The sequence below is a fragment of the Streptomyces noursei ATCC 11455 genome (assembly GCF_001704275.1).
GTDB lineage: Bacteria > Actinomycetota > Actinomycetes > Streptomycetales > Streptomycetaceae > Streptomyces > Streptomyces noursei.
This window is the reverse complement of sequence record NZ_CP011533.1, coordinates 6993465-7011884: the sequence shown is the minus strand read 5'-3', so window position 1 is coordinate 7011884 and position 18420 is coordinate 6993465. Positions and strand designations below refer to the sequence as shown.

Genomic DNA, 18420 nt, shown 5'->3' with positions numbered 1-18420 from the left:
CGGGCGCCCGGGGCCGGCCGCCGGACCAGCGGTGTCGTGCCGGTCACGGGGCCGGGCGGGGCGCCGCCCGGGGTGCCGTGCGGCGCGCTCGGCGGAGCGTCAGGCGGGGGCGTGGCCGTGCTGGCCGTAGCCGCGCAGCCGCTCCCCCGCGGCGTCCAGTTGGGCGGGCGACAGCAGGCTGGGGGTGTGGCCGGGCACGGAGACGGCGGTGAGCCAGACCCGGCACATCCACTCCAGTTGGGCGGTGCGGTCCAGTGCCTGGGCGAGGTCGTCGCCGTAGGCGATGGTGCCGTGGTTCTGCAGGAGTGCGGCGGTGCGGTCGCGGAGGGCGTCGAGCATGTGGGCGGCGAGTTCGTCGCTGCCGTAGAGCGCGTAGGGGGCGACGCGCACGGGTCCGCCGAGCGCGGCGGCCATGTAGTGGATGGGCGGGAGTTCGGGGACGAGGGTGGAGACCGCTGTGGCGTGCGGGGCGTGGGTGTGCACGATCGCGGTCGCCGGCGTGTGCCGGTAGACGGCGAGGTGGAGCGGAAGTTCGCTGGTCGGGCGCAGCCGGCCGATGATCGGGCGGCCTTCGAGGTCCACCCCGGTGATGTCGGAGGGGCCGAGCCGGTCGTAGGGGACGCCGCTGGGGGTGACCAGGATCAGGTCCTTGACGCGGACCGAGACGTTGCCCGAGGTGCCGACGACGAGCCCGTCCGCGGCGGTCCGGCGAGCGGTGGCGACGAGCTCGCTCCAGGCGCCGGCGAGGTGGTCGGGGTGGTCCTTCATGGGTCCTCCGGTGCGACGCTGCGGGACGTGCGGAAACGCACGAGGGTGATCCACTACACCGTACGGGCGGGCCGGGGCACTGTACGCCCTGGAACCATCCACCTGGTATCCGCCATATGGGGATACCAGTTCCTCTCGGATGAATTGGCCGGAGATCGACCACCTTGCGTCGATCATCCATTAACGTCGAGTGAACTGCACCCCTCACGTGTCATCGCCCAGGGGGATCCATGACGTGCGACCGCACCACCCCCTGGCCCAGCTCAAGAAATTTGCCGACGGGTGAGACGGAAGTGGCAGCTGAGACGCCTCCGCGTGAACACTGCGGGGGTGTCACCGCGGCGCCCGGCCCAGTTCACTTTCCGTTCACCCGCCGTCCGTACGGTCCCGACGACACTGACCTTTCAAACGGATTGCCTGGGTGAATGGAACACATCACGCTTCTCATCGGGATCGTGATCGTCACGGCCTTGGTGTTCGACTTTACGAACGGCTTCCACGACACGGCCAACGCTATGGCCACCACCATCTCCACCGGGGCCCTGCGACCCAAGACCGCGGTGGCGATGTCGGCGGGACTCAATCTCGTCGGGGCGTTCCTCTCCGTCGAGGTGGCCAAGACCATCTCCGGCGGCATCATCGACGAGAGCTCCGGCATCAGACCTGAAGTGATCTTCGCCGGTCTGGTCGGCGCCATCATCTGGAACCTCCTGACCTGGCTCGCCGGTCTCCCCTCCAGTTCGTCCCACGCCCTCTTCGGCGGTCTGATCGGCGCGACGCTGGTGTCCGTCGGCACCCACGGGGTGCACGGCCAGGCCGTGGTGATGAAGGTCCTGATCCCGGCGGTGGCCGCTCCGTTCGTCGCGGGGCTCGCCTCGATGGCGGCGACCCGGCTCACCTACCGGCTGGCCCGCAACCGCGCCGAGGCCGACACCGCCAAGGGCTACCGCGCCGGGCAGATCGCCTCGGCGGCCCTGGTCTCGCTGGCCCACGGCACCAACGACGCGCAGAAGACGATGGGCGTGATCACCCTCGCGCTGATCACCGGCGGGGTCGTCGCCCCGCACTCCGACCCGCCGATGTGGGTCATCGCCTCCGCGGGCCTGGCCATCGCGCTCGGCACCTACCTGGGCGGCTGGCGGATCATCCGCACCATGGGCAAGGGCATCACCGACATCCAGCCGCCGCAGGGCTTCGCCGCCCAGACCGGCGCGGCGGCCACCATCCTGGCCTCCTCCCACCTCGGCTTCGCGCTCTCCACCACCCAGGTCTGCTCCGGCGCCGTGATGGGCTCCGGACTGGGCCGCAAGGGCGGCGTGGTGCGCTGGTCCACGGCCGGGCGGATGGTCGTGGCCTGGGGGCTGACCCTGCCGGCCGCCGGCCTGGTCTCCGCGGGTGCCGCCTTCCTCGCCGACCAGGGCACCTGGGGCGTGACGACGGTCGCCGTGCTGGCCCTGGCGATCGGCGGCGGCATCTGGGCGGCCTCCCGGCGCAAGCCGGTGGACCACACCAACGTCAACGACGGACCGGCGGCGGAGCCGGCCGGTGTCGTCACCACGGCGCTGCAGACCGTCGCCCCGCCCCCGGCGGGCCCGGTCGTCGCGGCGGTCACCGCTCCGGCGGCCACCGAGGCAGGCGTCGCTCCCACCCACCCGGACCCGGCGCAATCCCCCGCCCGGCCCGCGGCGGCCACCTCCTGACGCCGACCACCCTGACCTAAGGACTACGCAATGCACATCGACTGGGCAGCTCTCGGCCAGGTCTTCGGCGTCAGCCTCGTGGTGACGGTGGGGCTCGTGGGCCTGTTCACCGTCGGGATCGTGGGGGTCTCCCGCAAGCCCGCGGCACAGGGCGCACCGGCGACCACGACCACCGCACCGGCCGCCGGGGCGCGCGCCGGGGCACTGGCGGCCTTCGCGCTCTGCGCCGCGGCCGTGGCGTACGGGATCTACCTGATCGTCGCCGCCTGAGACCGACGCCGGCGGATCCGGCAACGGACGGGGCGTCCGAGAAGGCGCGGCAGCGGCCGCGGCCCTCGGGCGCCCCGTCCGCATGTGTCACTCCCGGCCGCTGAGCGCCTGGTCGGCCTCCTTGGCGAGCTCGTCGGCGATGGCGGTGCCGCCCTGGCTGTCGAGGTACTCCGAGACCCGGATCTGCACGACCTTGCTGAAGGTCTGGTAGTGGGCGCTGCGCGGTCTCGGCTCGGCGGCGAGCAGGGCCCCTTTGAGCACCTGCGTGTAGGGCGGCGGCCCGTCGGGCGGGGCGGACGGCGCTCCGCCGGCGCCGTGCTCGCCGCGCTGGGCGTCGCCCGGCGGCAGCGGGCAGTGCGGCGCCCCGCCGGCCGTGCGGTAGGCCGAGCTGCGGGTCGCCGCGAAGCCCCGTTCCAGGAGGCAGCGTTCGCTCTCCGGGTCGGTCAGCGCCTCGATCAGGGCCCGGGCGCCGGACGGGTGGGTGCTGTCGGCGGCGATCGCGAGGTTCTGCCCGCCCAGCACCGACATCCGCTTGCCGTCGGGCCGGGCGGGCAGCTGGGCGACGTCGAACTGCACGAGCGGGGTGAGCTTCTCGGCGATCGAGGCGTACTCCACCGGCCAGTTGCGCATGAACAGCGCGCGGCCGTCGGCGAACCAGCGGCGGCTCTCGGTCTCGTCCATCGCGGTGGCCTCGTGCGGCATGATCGTGTCGAGCCGGCTCTTGAGTTCGGCGACGCCCATCTGGAGCGCGCCGATCTGCTCGCCCTTGCTGAAGCTGGTGGCGTCCGGGTTGCCGCCGTTGGCCCAGGCGGCCTCCAGGGTGTTCACGGTCAGCCCCTCGTAGGGGCGCAGCTGGGCGACCATGCCGTAGAGGGTGGGCGGCGGTGCCTTGCCGGCGGCCTTCGCGGCCCGCGCGGCCTCGCGGTTGTAGGCGTTGGTCACCTCGATGGCGACGTTCTTCAACTCGCCCCAGTTGGAGGGGGGTTCGGCGGAGTGGTGGTACTTCTTCAGGATGTCCTTGCGGTAGTAGAGGAGCCCGGCGTCGGTGTTGAAGGGGACCGCCCAGATCCTGCCGTCGTCGCCGGTGGCGGTCTTGACCACGCTGGGCAGGAAGTCGCCGTCCAGGCCGCCGTCCCAGGGGCGGATGACGTGGGCGGCGGCGAACTCCGCAGTCCAGGCCACGTCGATGTTGAGCACGTCGTAGCCGCTGTTGCCGGCCTGTCCGGCGGCCAGCAGCTGGCTGCGCTGGGCGTCGGCGGTGTCGGGGAGTTTGACGATCCGCACGGTGCGGCCGGTGCGGCGCTCCCAGGCGTGGATGAGGTCCTGGCGGACGCCGGAGCTGCTGAGGTCGCTGCCGGTGGCCAGGACGATCGGGCCCTGTTCGGGGGCGGGTCGTCCGGACGTGCAGCCGCCGACCGCGGCGGTCAGGAGCAGCGCCAGGGCGGCGGCCGGCAGGGCGGCCCCGGCCCTCACCGCCGCACCGTCCCCGCGGTGCCGACCGAGGCGACCAGCCCGGCCAGCAGGTCGGGCGCGGCCGGGCCGCCGGGCACGCACTGCCCGGCGGAGGCGCGGGCCAGCCCCTGGAAGACGAAGGTGTCGCAGCCCACCCGGCCCATCACCACGGTCAGCACCGGCACCTCGGGGGCCTCCTTCAGCAGGGTGGTGAGCTTCTGTTCCACGCCCGCGGCCCGCCGGGGACCGCCGTCGTCCTCGTCGATGAGCAGCACGATGGCGCTGTTGCCCTCGCCCGGTTTCTTCATCTCGGTCACCGCCGTGGTCAGCGCCTCCTCCATCGCGGCGCCGTGGTCGACCAGTTCGCCCTTGGCGATCCGGTCCAGGGCGGCCCGGCCGGGCGCGGGGTCGGTGCTGCCGAGCGGGACGGCCCGGCGGACCGCCGCCGGGTCGCCGGGGTGCGCGGGGTCGGGGAAGGTCCACAGGCCGTAGGTGTGGTGGGCGCCGACCATCTCCAGGGCGCGGGCGGCGGCGCCGACCACGATCGGGAGCTTGCCGCCGTCGGCCATCGAGGTGGAGGTGTCCATCAGGATCAGCAGCCGACTGGCGCGTTGTGCCCGGTTGTAGTCGGTCAGCACCTGGGCGACCTGGTCGGGGCCGGCGGTGAAGCGGGTGACGGGGGCGGTGGGGTCGGTGTCGGCGCGGGGGTTGAGGAGCGGGGACGCGGGGTTGGGACGGGGCGCGGAGCCGTCCTTCTCGGGGAGGCCGCGGTAGCCCTGCGCGGTGAGCGACCGCTGGCCGCCGGCCGGGTCGCGCAGCCAGTCGGCGAACCGGGCGACGGCGGCCCGGCGGGGTGCGGCGTCGGCGGTGCCGGCCCAGTCCACGCGGATCAGCGGGTGGTCCAGCGCCGGGACGTTCTTGGGGTAGTAGGCGTAGTAGCGGTCGCCGAGGGGCGGCGGGGCGTCGAGGGCGGGGCAGCCGCCGAGAGCGTGGCCGAGGTTGAAGTCGGCGAGGGACTTCTCGGAGACCAGGGGGGCGGAGTGCGGGCTCCGGCCGGTGCCGGGCCGGTCCGGGGCCTGGTCCGGGCCGCCGTCCTGGCGCAGCGAGCACAGGAGTTCGGGGCTGCCGGCGTACTGGCTGCCGGGGGCGACCAGGCGGCGCTCGGCGTCCTGGGCGCGGGTGGGGTCGGGGGCGCCGGACGGCCCGATGGGGGCGCCGTCGCCGGCGAGGTAGAGGCCGAGGGTGTGCAGCAGCCCGGTGCCGGACAGGACCGGGCTGGGGCGCAGCAGCCGCAGGTTCCGGTGGTCGCTGTCGGTGCTGGTCAGCAGGTCCTTCCAGGGTGCGTCGACCCGTTCGACGCCGTCGAGTTGGGTGCCGGCGGGGATGCCGACGACCAGGGGGCTGTAGGCGACCGGGCCGGTGTCGGACAGGGTGGCCGGGGAGCCGGTGGACGGCATGCCGCGGCGGGCCTCCTCGTAGTCGGCGGTGGATTCGGGGATCCACAGGTCCGGCTGCGGACCGGGCCGGTAGAGGGGGTCGGGAGCGGTGGACCTGGCGGGGGCCTCGGGGGCGCCGCCGTGCGCCTCGCCCTGCCAGCGGTCGGCGGCGGCGAAGCCCTGGTCGATCTGGTCCTTGGCGGCGGAGTAGACGGTGATCTGGGCCCGCCGGCAGCCGTCGGGGAGGTCCCGTTCGCCGTCCAGCGGGCGGGTGTTGAGCGGGGACATCTCGTAGTCGAACGCGGCCCGGCGCAGGGCGGGCTCGGCCTCGGGCGCGGTGAGCAGGCGCAGTTCCAGGGCGGGCGGGCAGGGTGCGGGCGGGGTCAGCACGCGGGCCGCGACCAGGCCCGCGGCGAGCAGCGCGCACACCGCGGCGAGGGCGATGAGGAGCTTGGCGCGCCGCCGCGAGTGCTCGTTGTACCAGCGGCGCAGCCGGACCTTCAGCGGGGTGGCCGGCCGGTTCTCGGGGGTGGCGAAGGAGAGGATGACGTCGTCGAGGGTGTTCTGTTTGGCGGCGCGCGGCTCCCACGGCTCGCCCATCGGGGTCCGTTCGTCGACGAGTTCGTCGCGCAGGGCGCCGGCGAGGTCGTCGAAGGTGACGAACGGCCGGTCGGCGCGGCCCTGTTCGAGGATCCGCACCACGGCGCGGGTGAAGGCGGTGCCGCCGGCCTGCTCGTCGCCGCTGAAGATCCGGCGGTTGGGCTGGTGGGCCATCAGCAGCGAGACGGGCTTGCGCAGGGCGTAGAAGGCACTGTCGGCGTTCCCGGAGTAGCAGCACTCCAGGACGATCACGACGCGGTCGGCGCGGGCGTTGTCCAGGCAGGAGAGCACGGTGTCCTGCCAGGAGACGGTGGTGTAGCTCTGGCGGGTGTCCGAGGCTCCCACCATCAGCTGGAGGTCGGCGCCGTCGTTGCCGACCCAGCCGTGGCCGGAGAAGTACACCAGCAGCAGGCCGCGCGCCTCGTCGGCGGCGGTGCGCAGGGCGGTGCTGAGGTCCTCGGGCCGGTGGGGCCGGCAGACCACCACCTCGTCGGCGGTGAACAGGTCGGTGCCGGGGCGGGTCAGGGCGTGGCGGAGCGCCTCGGCGTTGGCCTCGACGGCGGGCAGGCGGGTCAGCGTCTCGTAGTCGTGGACGCAGATCAGCAGGGCGCGGTTGACCTTGCCCCGGGCGTCGTACTCGGACATCCGGGTCAGTCCTCGCCGGTGCTGCCGTCCTCGTCCGCACGGCTTCCGGTGCGGGGGCGCGCGGACCCCGGGGCGGCCGGCTGCTGCGGGCCCTCGCCGATGTCGTGCACCTGCGGGCCGGCGCCGACCGCGACCGTGGGCTCCTCGCCCTCCTCGCGGGCCTCCCGGCGGCGGCGCAGCCACTCGCGTAAGGCGATGCCCAGTCCCTTGGTGATCTCGGCGGCCACCGCCCCGACGACGACCAGGACCAGGTCGTCGACGCCGACCGCCATCGCGCCGTCGGCGGCGTCGCGGCCGGGGCTCTCCTCGGGGCGGGGCCGGCGCTGCCAGTCGTGCTGGTGCCGCGTCAGCCAGGGCTCGCGCTCCAGCCATGCGGTGAGGTCGTCGATGTCCTGGCTCGGATTGTTGGTACCCGCGACCCTGATGCGGATCTCGTGGCGGTCGGCGCTCTCCGGCATCCCCCGGTCCCCCTCCCGGCGGGCCCCTTCGCCCGCCGTGCACCAGATAGTGGCGCGGGAGGCGTGCCAGGGGCAACCGTCCGTGAGCCGGCGGCCACCCTGTGGCTTTGACCACAGGTCCGGCGGTGGGGCTGCTTCGCAGGTCAAGGGTGAGTTGACGGGCCTTCGCGGGGCGTGGTGGACTGCCCGGGCCAATCGGCGACAGCAGAGGAAGTCCGGTGCGAATCCGGCGCGGTCCCGCCACTGTCACCGGGGAGCGCTCCTCCGATGAGGGCCACGGCCCGTACTCCGTACGGGCGGGAAGGCCGGGGGCGGCGCCGATCCGGGAGCCAGGAGACTCTGGTCGCCGTCACGTCGAGCCAGGGCGCGGACCCTGAGTGAGGACATACCGCCATGCCCGGCTGCCCGTCGAGAACTCCCCTGCCCGCTGCCGCCGGGTCCCTTCGAGGGCGGACGGCGGCCTGATCCGATGCGCGGCGAACACGCGGGATATGCGTGCGGCGCGGTCCTCGGCTACCTCGGTGATCTGATCGCGGCGGATCCGCGGCGCGGCCATCCGGTGGCCGCGTTCGGCCGGGCCGCGGGCGCCGTCGAACGCCGGCTGTGGCGCGACCACCGCGGCCACGGGACGGCCCACACCCTGGTCTGCGCGGGCGGCGCGGCCGTCGGCGCCGCGCTGCTGGAGCGCGCCCTGCGGGACCGTCCGGGCGCCCGGACCGCGCTGACCGCGGCGGCGACGTGGGCGGTGCTGGGCGGCACCTCGCTCGGCCGGGAGGCGCGGGCCGTGGGCGGCGCGCTGGCCGTCGGCGACCTGGACGTGGCGCGGGAACGGCTGCCGCATCTGTGCGGGCGCGATCCGCAGTCCCTGGACGGGCCGCAGATGGCCCGTGCGGTGGTGGAGTCGGTCGCCGAGAACACCTCGGACGCGGTGGTGGGGGCCCTGGTGTGGGGCGCCCTCGGCGGCGTGCCCGGTCTGGTGGCGTTCCGGGCGGTGAACACCCTGGACGCGATGGTGGGTCACAAGTCGCCGCGCTACCGGCGGTTCGGCTGGGCGGCGGCCCGTCTCGACGACGTCGCCGGCTGGCCCGGCGCCCGGCTGACCGCGGCGCTGGCGGTCCTGGCGGGCCCGGACCGGCGCGGTGCGCTGCGGGCCTGGCGGGCGGACGGCGGGGCCCATCCGAGCCCCAACGCGGGCCCGGTGGAGGCGTCGTTCGCGGGGGCGCTGGGCGTCCGCCTGGGCGGCACCCTGGCGTACGGCGGGCGGGTGGAGCACCGGCCGGTGCTCAACGGCGGCGCGCGGCCGCCCCAGGTGCCCGACATCGAGCGGGCGGTGCGCCTGTCCCGGCGGGTGGGCCTGCTGGCGCTGGGCGTCACGGTGGCGGGCCGGCTGGCGGCGGGCACGGTACGGCGCAGGAGCCTGCGCGGGAACGGGAGGAGAACCCGGTGAACGGGCGGAGGAGGGCGGCCGGCGGGGCCGTGGGCGGCGGGCTGCTGGTGGCCGGGACGACGTCCGACGCCGGCAAGAGCGTGGTGACCGCCGGCATCTGTCGTTGGCTGGTCCGGCAGGGCGTCTCGGTGGCGCCCTTCAAGGCGCAGAACATGTCGCTGAACTCGTTCGTGACCCGGGAGGGCGCGGAGATCGGCCGGGCGCAGGCGATGCAGGCGGCCGCGGCCCGGGTCGAGCCGACCGCGCTGATGAACCCGGTGCTGCTCAAGCCGGGCGGCGACCGCAGCAGCCAGGTGGTGCTGCTGGGGAAGCCGGTGGGCGAGCTGAGCGCGCGCGGCTACCACGCGGGGCGGCAGGAGCAGTTGCTGGGCACCGTGACGGACTGCCTGGCGGAGCTGCGGCGCACCCACGACGCGGTGATCTGCGAGGGCGCCGGCAGCCCCGCCGAGATCAACCTGCGGCGGACCGACATCGTCAACATGGGCATCGCCCGGGCGGCACGGATCCCGGTGGTGGTGGTCGGCGACATCGACCGGGGCGGGGTCTTCGCCTCGTTCTTCGGCACCACCGCGCTGCTGTCGGAGGAGGACCAGGCGCTGGTCGCCGGCTACCTCGTCAACAAGTTCCGCGGCGATGTGACGCTGCTGGAGCCGGGGCTGGAGATGCTGCGCGGGCTCACCGGCCGGCGCACCTACGGCGTCCTGCCGTTCGCGCACGGGCTCGGCATCGACGAGGAGGACGGACTGAGGGTGTCGCTGCGCGGCGCGGTCCGCGAGTCGGTGGTGGCGCCGCCGGCCGGCGAGGACATCCTCCGGGTCGCGGTGTGCGCGGTGCCGCTGATGTCCAACTTCACCGACGTGGACGCGCTGGCGGCCGAACCGGGCGTGGTGGTGCGGTTCGTGGACCGGCCGGAGGAGCTGGCCGACGCGGACCTGGTGGTGCTGCCGGGGACCCGCGGCACGGTCCGCGCGCTGGCCTGGCTGCGGGAGCGCGGGCTGGCGGACGCGGTGGTCCGGCGGGCCGCGGAGGGCCGCCCGGTGCTGGGCATCTGCGGCGGGTTCCAGATGCTCGGCGAGCGCATCGAGGACGAGGTCGAGTCGCGGGCGGGCACCGTGGACGGGCTGGGACTGCTGCCGGTCCGGGTCCGGTTCGCGGTGGAGAAGACGCTCGCCCGACCGTCCGGCGAAGCGCTGGGCGAGCCGGTGGAGGGGTACGAGATCCACCACGGCGTCGCCGAAGTGGCCGGCGGCGAGGGGTTCTTCTCCGACGGCCGGGGAAACAGCCTGGACGGCTGCCGGGCGGGGGCCGTGTGGGGCACGCACTGGCACGGCTCCCTGGAGAGCGACGGCTTCCGGCGGGCGTTCCTGCGGGAGGTTGCCCGGGCGGCCGGCCGCCGGTTCGTGCCGGCGCCGGACACCCGCTTCGGCGCGCTGCGCGAGGAGCAGCTGGACCGGCTGGGCGATCTGATCGAGGAGCATGCGGACACCAAGGCGCTGCTGCGGCTGATCGAGGAGGGGGTGCCGGAGGGGCTGCCGTTCGTTCCTCCGGGGGCGCCGTGAGCACGATCCAGGGGACACGACAGGAGCCGGCCGGCGACGTGGAGGACGACAGGGCATGACAACGACGCAGAACCCGACCCGGCAGTACCCGTTCACGGCGGTCGTCGGCATGGACGACATGCGCCTGGGACTCCTGCTGAACGCGATCTCGCCGGCGATCGGCGGGGTGCTCGTCCGGGGTGAGAAGGGCACCGCGAAGTCGACGATGGTGCGCGGGCTGGCGGAGCTGATGCCGGCCGTGGACGTGGTCGCCGGCTGCCGCTTCTCGTGTGCGCCGGGCGCGGCGGACCCCGCCTGCCCGGACGGTCCGCACGGCGCGGCCGACGCCGAGCAGCGACCGACGCGGATGGTCGAGCTGCCGGTGGGCGCGTCCGAGGACCGGCTGGTCGGCGCGCTGGACATCGAACGGGCCCTGTCCGAGGGCGTGAAGGCGTTCGAGCCGGGCCTGCTGGCCGACGCGCACCGCGGCGTCCTCTACGTGGACGAGGTCAACCTGCTCCACGACCACCTGGTGGACCTCTTGCTGGACGCCGCCGCCATGGGCGCCTCCTATGTGGAGCGGGAGGGCGTCTCCGTGCGGCACGCCGCCCGGTTCCTGCTCGTCGGGACGATGAACCCCGAGGAGGGCGAGCTGCGACCGCAGTTGCTGGACCGGTTCGGGCTGACCGTGGAGGTCGCGGCGTCCCGGGACCCGGAGCAGCGGGTGGCGGTGGTCCGCCGCCGGCTGGCCTACGACGACGACCCGGCGGGCTTCGCGGCGCGCTGGGCGGACGAGGAGCGCCAGCTGCGGGAACGGATCGCGCTGGCGCGGGAGTTGCTGCCGCGGGTGCGGCTCGGCGACGCGGCGCTGCGGCAGATCGCGGCGACCTGCGCGGCGTTCGAGGTGGACGGGATGCGGGCGGACATCGTGATGGCCCGCACGGCGACCGCGCTGGCGGCCTGGGACGGGCGGACCGAGGTGCGGCCGGAGGACGTCCGGCAGGCGGCGCTGCTGGCGCTGCCGCACCGGCGGCGGCGCAATCCCTTCGACGCTCCGGGGCTCGACGAGGACAAGCTCGACCAGGTGCTGGAGGAGTCCGGCGGGATGGACGGCGACGACGATCCGGAGCCGGAGGGCCCGGACAGCGGCCCCGACGGCCCGGACGGCGGACCGGACGGCGGTCCCGGTGGCGGTCCCGGCGGGCTGCCGCCGCAGGACGGCGGGCCCCGGGAGCAGCCGGCGGACGCGCCGGGCCCGCAGATGCCGCGGCAGCCGGAGCCGGAGCGTCCGGCGCGGGCGGAGGAGCCGGAGCGGGAGCCGGCGGGCGAGCCGGCGGCCTCCGGGCCGGGCCGGGAGCAGGCCGCGGTGGGCGCCACCGAGCCGTTCCGGACCCGGCGGCTGGACGTGCCGGGGCTGGGCGAGGGCGCGGACGGCCGACGGTCCCGGGCGCGCACCGCGCACGGCCGGACGACCGGGGCGCGCCGGCCCCAAGGGGCCCTGGGCAAGCTGCACCTGGCGGCGACCGTGCAGGCCGCGGCGCCGCACCAGTGGACCCGCGGGCGGCGCGGCCCGGGGCTGGTGGTGCGCCGGGACGACCTGCGGGAGGCGGTGCGCGAGGGGCGCGAGGGCAACCTCGTGCTGTTCGTGGTGGACGCGTCCGGGTCGATGGCGGCGCGGAAGCGGATGGGCGCCGTCAAGGGGGCGGTGCTGTCGCTGCTGCTCGACGCGTACCAGCGGCGGGACAAGATCGGGATGATCACCTTCCGGGGTTCCGGTGCCGAGTTGGCGCTGCCGCCGACGTCGTCGGTCGAGGCGGGTGCGGCGCGGCTGGCGCAGCTGCCGACCGGCGGCCGGACGCCGCTGTCGGAGGGGCTGCTGCGGGCCCATGAGGTGCTGCGGGTGGAGCGGATGCGGGATCCGTCGCGCCGCCCGCTGCTGGTGGTGGTCACCGACGGCCGGGCGACCGGCGGCCCGGACCCGCTGGGGCGGGCGCACCGGGCGGCGGGGCTGCTGGCCGGCGGGGGCGTCGCGTCGGTGGTGGTGGACTGCGAGGCGGGGCCGGTGCGGCTGGGGCTGGCCGGGGAGCTGGCCCGGGAGCTCGGCGGCACCGCCGTCACCCTCGACGAGCTGCGCGCGGACAGCGTCTCCGCGCTCGTACGGACCGTGCAGGGCAGGCCCGTCCGCGGCGGCAGCAGTGCCGGCCGGGACCGGGATCACGATCACGTCAACAGGGAGAAGGCCGCGTAATGCCGCAGGGACAGCCGTCCGTCGTACCGGACGACGGGCTCACCACCCGCCAGCGCCGCAACCGCCCGCTGGTCCTGGTCCACACGGGCCGGGGCAAGGGCAAGTCCACCGCCGCCTTCGGGCTGGCGCTCCGGGCCTGGAACCAGGGCTGGCCGGTCGGGGTGTTCCAGTTCGTGAAGTCGGCGAAGTGGAAGGTCGGCGAGGAGCGGGCGCTGAAGGTGCTGGGCGCCACCGGGGAGGGCGGCACCGTCGACTGGCACAAGATGGGCGAGGGCTGGTCCTGGGTGCAGCGCGACTCCCAGTTCAGCAACGAGGAGGCGGCCCGGGAGGGTTGGGAGCAGGTCAAGCGGGACCTGGCGGCCGAGACCTACCGGCTGCTGGTGCTGGACGAGTTCGCCTACCCGATGAAGTGGGGCTGGGTGGACGTCGACGAGGTGGTGTCGGTGCTGCGCGAGCGGCCCGGTGCGCAGCACGTCGTCATCACCGGGCGGGACGCGCCCGAGGCACTGCTGGACTTCGCGGACCTGGTGACGGACATGACGAAGGTCAAGCACCCGATGGACGCGGGCCAGAAGGGCCAGCGGGGCATCGAATGGTGAGTTCGTCATGAGCGGCGGTGCCGTGCCCCGGCTGGTGATCGCCGCGCCGTCCTCGGGTGCCGGGAAGACGACGGTGGCCACCGGCCTGATGGCGGCGTTCGCCGAGGCGGGCCTTGCGGTGTCGCCGCACAAGGTGGGGCCGGACTACATCGATCCGGGGTACCACTCGCTGGCCACCGGCCGGCCCGGCCGCAACCTGGACGCCTACCTGTGCGGCCTGCAACAGATCGCGCCGCTGTTCCTGCACGGGGCGGCGGGCGCCGACCTGGCGCTGGTCGAGGGCGTGATGGGGCTGTTCGACGGGGCGTCAGGGATGGGCGAGCTGTCCTCGACCGCGCAGGTGGCGAAGGTGCTGCGGGCGCCGGTGGTGCTGGTGGTGGACGCCTCCTCGCAGTCCCGGTCGGTGGCGGCGCTGGTGCACGGCTTCGCGTCGTGGGACCCGGAGGTGCGGCTGGCCGGGGTGATCCTCAACAAGGTCGGTTCGGACCGGCACGAGGAGCTGCTGCGGGACGCCATGGGCTCCTCCGGGGTGCCGGTGCTCGGGGCGCTGCGCCGTACCGAGCAGGCCCGTACGCCGTCCCGGCACCTGGGGCTGGTGCCGGTCGCCGAGCGGCGTGCCGAGGCCCTGGACTCGGTGCGGGCGCTGGCCGCGCGGGTGCGCGAGGGCTGCGACCTGGAGGCGCTGCTGGCGCTGGCGCGCTCGGTGCCGGAGCTGCCGGACCGGCCGTGGGACCCGGCCCGGGCGGTGTCGGCGCCCGCCGTGGGCGCCGACCGGCCGGTGGTCGCGGTGGCCGGCGGCCCCGCGTTCACCTTCTCGTACGCCGAGCACGCCGAGCTGCTGACCGCGGCGGGCGCCGAGGTGGTGCCGTTCGACCCGCTGCGGGACGAGCAACTGCCGCCCGGCACCCGGGGGTTGGTGATCGGCGGCGGCTTTCCGGAGATGTACGCGCCGGAGCTGTCGGCGAACGCGCCGCTGCGGGCCGCGGTGGCCGACCTGGCCGCGTCCGGGGCGCCGGTCGCCGCGGAGTGCGCCGGGTTGCTCTATCTCTCCCGCTCGCTCGACGGGAAGCCGATGTGCGGGGTGCTGCCCGCCGACGGCCGGATGACCGAGCGGCTGACCCTCGGCTACCGGGAGGCGGTGGCGCTGACCGACAACGCGCTGGCGGCGGCCGGGACCCGGGTGCGGGGCCACGAGTTCCACCGGACGGTGCTGGAGCCGGGCGCGGGGGCGTCCCCGGCGTGGGGCGTGACGCACCCCCGGCGCGGCGTGGAGGGCTTCGTCTCCGGCGGGGTGCACGCCTCGTATCTGCATGTGCACTGGGCGGCGGAACCGGCCCTGGCCGGGCGGCTGGTGGCGTCCGCGGCCCGGGTCGCGGCGCCGGCCGCGGACGGCGCCCGGTGAGCGCCGAGGTCGCCGGGGTGACCGGCGCCCCGGTGGCGCTCGGGCGGGGAGCCGTCGCGGCATGAGCGGCGCGGCCGCGGTCCCGCGGCGGCCGGGCGGCGTGCTGGTCGCGGGGGTGGGGGCCCGGCGCGGGGTGCCGGCGGCGGAGGTGCTGGAGCTGATCGGGGCGGCGCTGGCGGCGGCGGGCCGGGCGCCGGGCGGGCTGGCCGGGCTGGCCGGGCTGGCCGGGCTGGCCACCGTCGACGCCAAGGCGGCCGAGCCGGGGCTGGTGGCCGCGGCACGGGAACTCGGGGTTCCGCTGTGGTCGTTCCCGGCGGCGGAGCTGGCGGCGGTGCCGGTCCCGGCGCCGTCCGCCGCGGTCCGGGCGGTGGCCGGTACGCCGAGCGTCGCCGAGGCGGCCGCGCTGCTGGCCGCGGGGCCCGGGGCCCGGCTGGTCGTCGGCAAGCGGGTGTCGGCGCCGGTGGGCCGGCCGGCCGCGGCGACCTGCGCCCTGGCGGCCCCCGCCGCCCCGAACTCCCGGGACATTCCCGCCATTACCTCCGGTACGGCGGGCGCGGCCGACATGCCCACGGCGGGTCCCGCTATCGTCATCGTCCCCTCCCCCGACGCACCGGCTCCACCGGAGCGGCCGACGCCGCGCTCCCCATCCGGCGTGGACCGGTGGGCGGCGGAGGGCGGCGGCCACCGCCCCGACAGCGAAGCCCCTGGCACCAAGGAGACGTTGTGACCACCCGTCCCGCACTGCTCATCGCCGGTCACGGCACCCGTCACGAAGGGGCGGCCGGCGCCCTGCGCGCACTGGTGCGCACGCTCGCCGAACGGCACCCCGAAGTGCCGGTCGCCGGCGGCTTCTTCGGCGCCGCGGCGTCGCCGCTGCCGCTGTCCGGCGCGGTCGAGGAGCTGGCCGCGCGGGGCGCGACCCGGCTGATCGTGGTGCCGCTGCTGATGGCGCCCACCGGGCCGATACGGGAGTCGCTGCCGGAGGCGGTGGCGCGGGCGGTCGCGACGCACCCCGGTCTCGACTCGGTGTGCCTGCCCGAGCTGGGGCCGCACCCCCGGCTGCTGGAGGTGCTGGAGCGGCGGCTGGACGAGGCGCTGGGCGGCGGCGCGCGGCGGCCCGCGGACCGGGCCCGCACCACGGTGCTGCTGGTGGGCCGGGGCGCGGCCGATCCCTACGCCAATGCCGAAGTGGTCCGGGCCGCCCGACTGTTGTGGGAGGGCCGCGGCTTCGCGGGCGTGGAGACCGCGTTCGTCACCCTGGCGGCGCCGGACGTGCCGGCCGGGCTGGACCGGTGCCGGGCGCTGGCCGCGGCGGCGCCGGGCACCTGGGGTCCGGGGCGGATCGTGGTCCTGCCGTTCTTCTTCTTCGCCGGTGACCTGCTGGAGCGGCTGCGGATGCAGACCGAGGGCTGGGCGGCGGCGCACCCGGGAGCCGAGGTGCTGGCCGCGGAGCCGATCGGCGCGGCGCCGGAACTCGCCGCGGTGATCATGGAGCGCTACCGGGCGACGGTGGCGGACGAGGCGGCGGGGCACGGCCGGGCGGCGGCGGGGGACGCCCGGCCGGCGACCGGCCCGCTGTCCGACACCGCGCTGAGCGCCACGGGGGGCCAGGCGTGACCGGGCCGACTTTGTCGTCTGCGTCCCCGGCGCACAGCGGGCCCGACTCCGGGGAGGTGGATCTGCGGCACCACGGCGACGCCGAGGTGCGCGGCACGGATCCGGCGGATCTGACGGACCTGGCGGTCAACGTCCGCGCGGGCACGCCCCCGGCCTGGCTGAAGGAGCGGATCGCCGCGTCGCTGGACGGGCTGGCCGCGTACCCGGACGGCCGGGCGGCCCGCCGGGCGGTCGCCGCGCGGCACCGGCTGCCGGTGCGGCAGGTGCTGCTGACGGCCGGCGCCGCCGAGGCGTTCGTGCTGGTGGCGCGGGCGCTGCGGGCCCGCCGGCCGGTGGTGGTGCATCCGCAGTTCACCGAGCCGGAGGCGGCGCTGCGGGACGCCGGGTACGAGGTCGGGCGGGTGCTGCTGGCGGAGCGGGACGGCTTCCGGCTGGATCCGGCGGCGGTGCCGGACGACGCGGACCTGGTCGTCGTCGGCAATCCCACCAATCCCACCTCGGTGCTGCATCTGGCGGGTGTGGTGGCCGCTCTGGCGCGGCCCGGCCGCACCCTGGTGGTGGACGAGGCGTTCATGGACGCGGTGCCCGGGGAGCGGGAGTCCCTGGCGGGACGGGTGGGCGAGCTGCCGGGGCTGGTGGTGCTGCGCAGTCTCACCAAGACCTGGGGGCTGGCCGGTCTGCGGGTCGGCTATGTGCTGGCCGACGAGGGGACCGTGGCGGCGCTGGAGCGGGCCCAGCCGCTGTGGCCGGTCTCCAGTCCGGCGCTGGCCGCCGCCGAGGCGTGTTGTGCGCCGGCGGCGCTGGCCGAGGCGGCCGCGGCGGCCGAGGGGATCGCCGCGGACCGGGCCCATCTGCTGGCCCGGCTGGCCGGGTTCCCCGCGGTGGCGGTGGCCGGTCCGGCGGCGGGGCCGTTCGTGCTGGTGCGGCTGCCCGGGGCGACGGCGGTCCGGGCCGGGCTGCGGGCCCGCGGGTTCGCGGTGCGCCGCGGCGACACCTTCCCCGGACTGGGCCCGGACTGGCTCCGGTTGGCCGTCCGGGACCGGGCGACCACCGACCGGTTCGTGGCCGCCCTGGCGGACGTGCTCGGCGAGCCGGCCCGGTAGAGCGGGCGGGGTGCGCCGCGCGGGCCCGCGCGGCGCACCCGTCCCCACCAGCGCCCGGCGCCCCCCACGGCACCGATGCGCTGGGGATGCCTCCCCCGCCGTGCGGGCGAGGGGAGGGTCCGTCAGCCGCGCCCGTCCGGCGCGGCGCTCCGGCGGCGGGTGTAGACCATCGCGCCGGCGCCGCCGGCGACCAACAGAACCGCGCCGCCGACGAGGTACGGGGTGGCGGCGCTGCCGCCGGTCTCGGCGAGGTTCTCGGTGGCCGGGCGGGCGCCGCCCCCGGTGTGCGCCTGGGTGCCGGTGCCCGGCTCGTGGGGCTGACCGGGGTGCGCCGGGGTGCCGGGCTGGTCCGGGGTGCCGTGCGGGGTGGTGCAGGTGGCCTGGGCCAGCGTGACCTGGCCGTGCACCTCCGCGACGTTGAGCTTCAACGGGTTGACGGAGACCCGGAGTTGGAGCGCGGTGGCGGCGGCGCTCGCCGAGGTGGTGCTCTTCTGCGACAGGTCGAGCCGGACGTCGCCGACGCCGGGCACGTCGACCTCGGTGGTCCCGCCGGCACGGAGCGCGACCCGCTTGCCCAGCACCACGACGTCGCCCAGCACCTGGGACTCGGCCCGGGGGCGCTGTCCTGCCGTGCAGACGGCGCGGGCGGTGACCTGCTGGACCTCGGCCAGCGGCAGCGCCGGCAGGCCGGGGAGCTGGACCTTGGCGCGGACGAGGTGGGCGTGGCCCTCGGCGGTCCGCCCGTCGGCGGTGGCCCGGGCGGTGGCGACGTCGGCCCGCAGCAGGCTGACCGGCCGGCCGCCGTCGATGCCGTCCAGCCGGACGGTGAGCGCGGTCTTGTCGGCCGAGGCCGGGGCGTGGACCTCGTCGAGGACGGCCCGGACGGGGACGTTCAGGCTCTTGTCGAGCAGGTTGACGTCCAGGGCGGTGCGCAGCACCACCGCCCCCGAGGTGCCGTGGCCACGGGCGTCGTCGCCGGTGGCGTACGCGGCGGGCGCGGCGGCGAGGGCGACGGCGGGACCGGCCGTCAGGACGGCGGCGGCCAGCACGGCGCCGATCCGCCCGGTGGTGCCGGTGGAGCCGGTGGAGCCGGCGAATGTGGTGGAACGGGTGGACACGGGTGTGGAACCCCCACAG

15 protein-coding genes and 1 riboswitch are annotated in these 18420 nt (G+C 76.2%); of the genes, 10 read left to right on the top strand and 5 right to left on the bottom strand.

The genetic code is table 11. The annotated features are described in order from the left end of the window. Positions 1 to 99 precede the first annotated feature (99 nt). Positions 100 to 768 carry a class II aldolase/adducin family protein gene (locus SNOUR_RS29710; RefSeq protein WP_067353030.1) on the bottom strand — a complete coding sequence of 223 codons (669 nt, stop codon included), beginning with the start codon at positions 766 to 768 and terminating at the stop codon, positions 100 to 102. A 425-nt stretch (positions 769 to 1193) separates the two neighbouring features. On the opposite strand from SNOUR_RS29710, the gene SNOUR_RS29705 reads away from it, so the two are divergent. Both SNOUR_RS29705 and SNOUR_RS29700 read left to right on the top strand, forming a co-directional pair. Beyond that, positions 1194 to 2468, top strand: a complete 1275-nt coding sequence (locus SNOUR_RS29705) for an inorganic phosphate transporter (protein ID WP_067353028.1) — start codon at positions 1194 to 1196, stop codon at positions 2466 to 2468. 30 nt (positions 2469 to 2498) lie between these two features. Further along, a complete protein-coding gene (locus SNOUR_RS29700) occupies positions 2499 to 2738 on the top strand; it encodes a hypothetical protein (RefSeq protein ID WP_067353026.1) in 240 nt (79 codons plus the stop codon). 87 nt (positions 2739 to 2825) lie between these two features. Here the strand turns inward: SNOUR_RS29700 and SNOUR_RS29695 are convergent, their stop codons facing one another. The 3 genes from SNOUR_RS29695 to SNOUR_RS29685 are packed head-to-tail and all read right to left on the bottom strand — an operon-like array spanning position 2826 to position 7329. Further along, positions 2826 to 4211: an extracellular solute-binding protein gene (locus SNOUR_RS29695; RefSeq protein ID WP_067353023.1), complete on the bottom strand. Its 1386-nt coding sequence runs from the start codon at positions 4209 to 4211 to the stop codon at positions 2826 to 2828. Next, positions 4208 to 6871, bottom strand: a complete 2664-nt coding sequence (locus tag SNOUR_RS29690) for a caspase family protein (RefSeq protein ID WP_067353021.1) — start codon at positions 6869 to 6871, stop codon at positions 4208 to 4210. Before SNOUR_RS29690 ends, SNOUR_RS29695 begins: the two co-directional genes overlap by 4 nt. Before the next feature lie 5 nt (positions 6872 to 6876). Then, positions 6877 to 7329, bottom strand: a complete 453-nt coding sequence (locus tag SNOUR_RS29685) for a hypothetical protein (RefSeq protein ID WP_174717913.1) — start codon at positions 7327 to 7329, stop codon at positions 6877 to 6879. Positions 7330 to 7537: 208 nt separating this feature from the next. Continuing rightward, positions 7538 to 7668: riboswitch (cobalamin riboswitch) on the top strand. Positions 7669 to 7798: 130 nt separating this feature from the next. On the opposite strand from SNOUR_RS29685, the gene SNOUR_RS29680 reads away from it, so the two are divergent. The 8 genes from SNOUR_RS29680 (at position 7799) to cobC (ending at position 17283) form a co-directional block, all read left to right on the top strand. Then, positions 7799 to 8776, top strand: a complete 978-nt coding sequence (locus SNOUR_RS29680; protein ID WP_067353019.1) for a cobalamin biosynthesis protein — start codon at positions 7799 to 7801, stop codon at positions 8774 to 8776. Positions 8777 to 8805: 29 nt separating this feature from the next. Next, positions 8806 to 10335, top strand: a complete 1530-nt coding sequence (locus tag SNOUR_RS29675; RefSeq protein ID WP_067353017.1) for a cobyric acid synthase — start codon at positions 8806 to 8808, stop codon at positions 10333 to 10335. A 55-nt stretch (positions 10336 to 10390) separates the two neighbouring features. Then, positions 10391 to 12562, top strand: coding sequence for a putative cobaltochelatase (locus tag SNOUR_RS29670; protein ID WP_067353014.1), 2172 nt, complete (start codon positions 10391 to 10393; stop codon positions 12560 to 12562). Next, complete coding sequence (gene cobO / locus SNOUR_RS29665) at positions 12562 to 13161, top strand: cob(I)yrinic acid a,c-diamide adenosyltransferase (RefSeq protein WP_067353012.1); 600 nt, start codon at positions 12562 to 12564, stop codon at positions 13159 to 13161. The genes SNOUR_RS29670 and cobO overlap by 1 nt, the downstream gene beginning before the upstream one ends. 7 nt (positions 13162 to 13168) lie before the next feature. After that, positions 13169 to 14563, top strand: coding sequence for a cobyrinic acid a,c-diamide synthase CobB (locus SNOUR_RS29660; protein ID WP_067353009.1), 1395 nt, complete (start codon positions 13169 to 13171; stop codon positions 14561 to 14563). A 61-nt stretch (positions 14564 to 14624) separates the two neighbouring features. Then, positions 14625 to 15290 carry a cobalamin biosynthesis protein gene (locus tag SNOUR_RS49290; RefSeq protein ID WP_067353002.1) on the top strand — a complete coding sequence of 222 codons (666 nt, stop codon included), beginning with the start codon at positions 14625 to 14627 and terminating at the stop codon, positions 15288 to 15290. After that, on the top strand, positions 15287 to 16180 hold the full coding sequence (locus SNOUR_RS29650; protein WP_067352999.1) for a sirohydrochlorin chelatase: 894 nt from the start codon (positions 15287 to 15289) through the stop codon (positions 16178 to 16180). Before SNOUR_RS49290 ends, SNOUR_RS29650 begins: the two co-directional genes overlap by 4 nt. Next, entirely contained in the window at positions 16177 to 17283 is a 1107-nt protein-coding gene (gene cobC / locus SNOUR_RS29645; protein ID WP_067352996.1) for an Rv2231c family histidinol phosphate aminotransferase CobC, read from the top strand. The genes SNOUR_RS29650 and cobC overlap by 4 nt, the downstream gene beginning before the upstream one ends. 122 nt (positions 17284 to 17405) lie before the next feature. Here cobC and SNOUR_RS29640 read toward each other — a convergent pair whose 3' ends face one another. Beyond that, positions 17406 to 18401, bottom strand: coding sequence for an SCO1860 family LAETG-anchored protein (locus SNOUR_RS29640; RefSeq protein WP_079142954.1), 996 nt, complete (start codon positions 18399 to 18401; stop codon positions 17406 to 17408). Between the last annotated feature and the right edge of the window lie 19 nt (positions 18402 to 18420).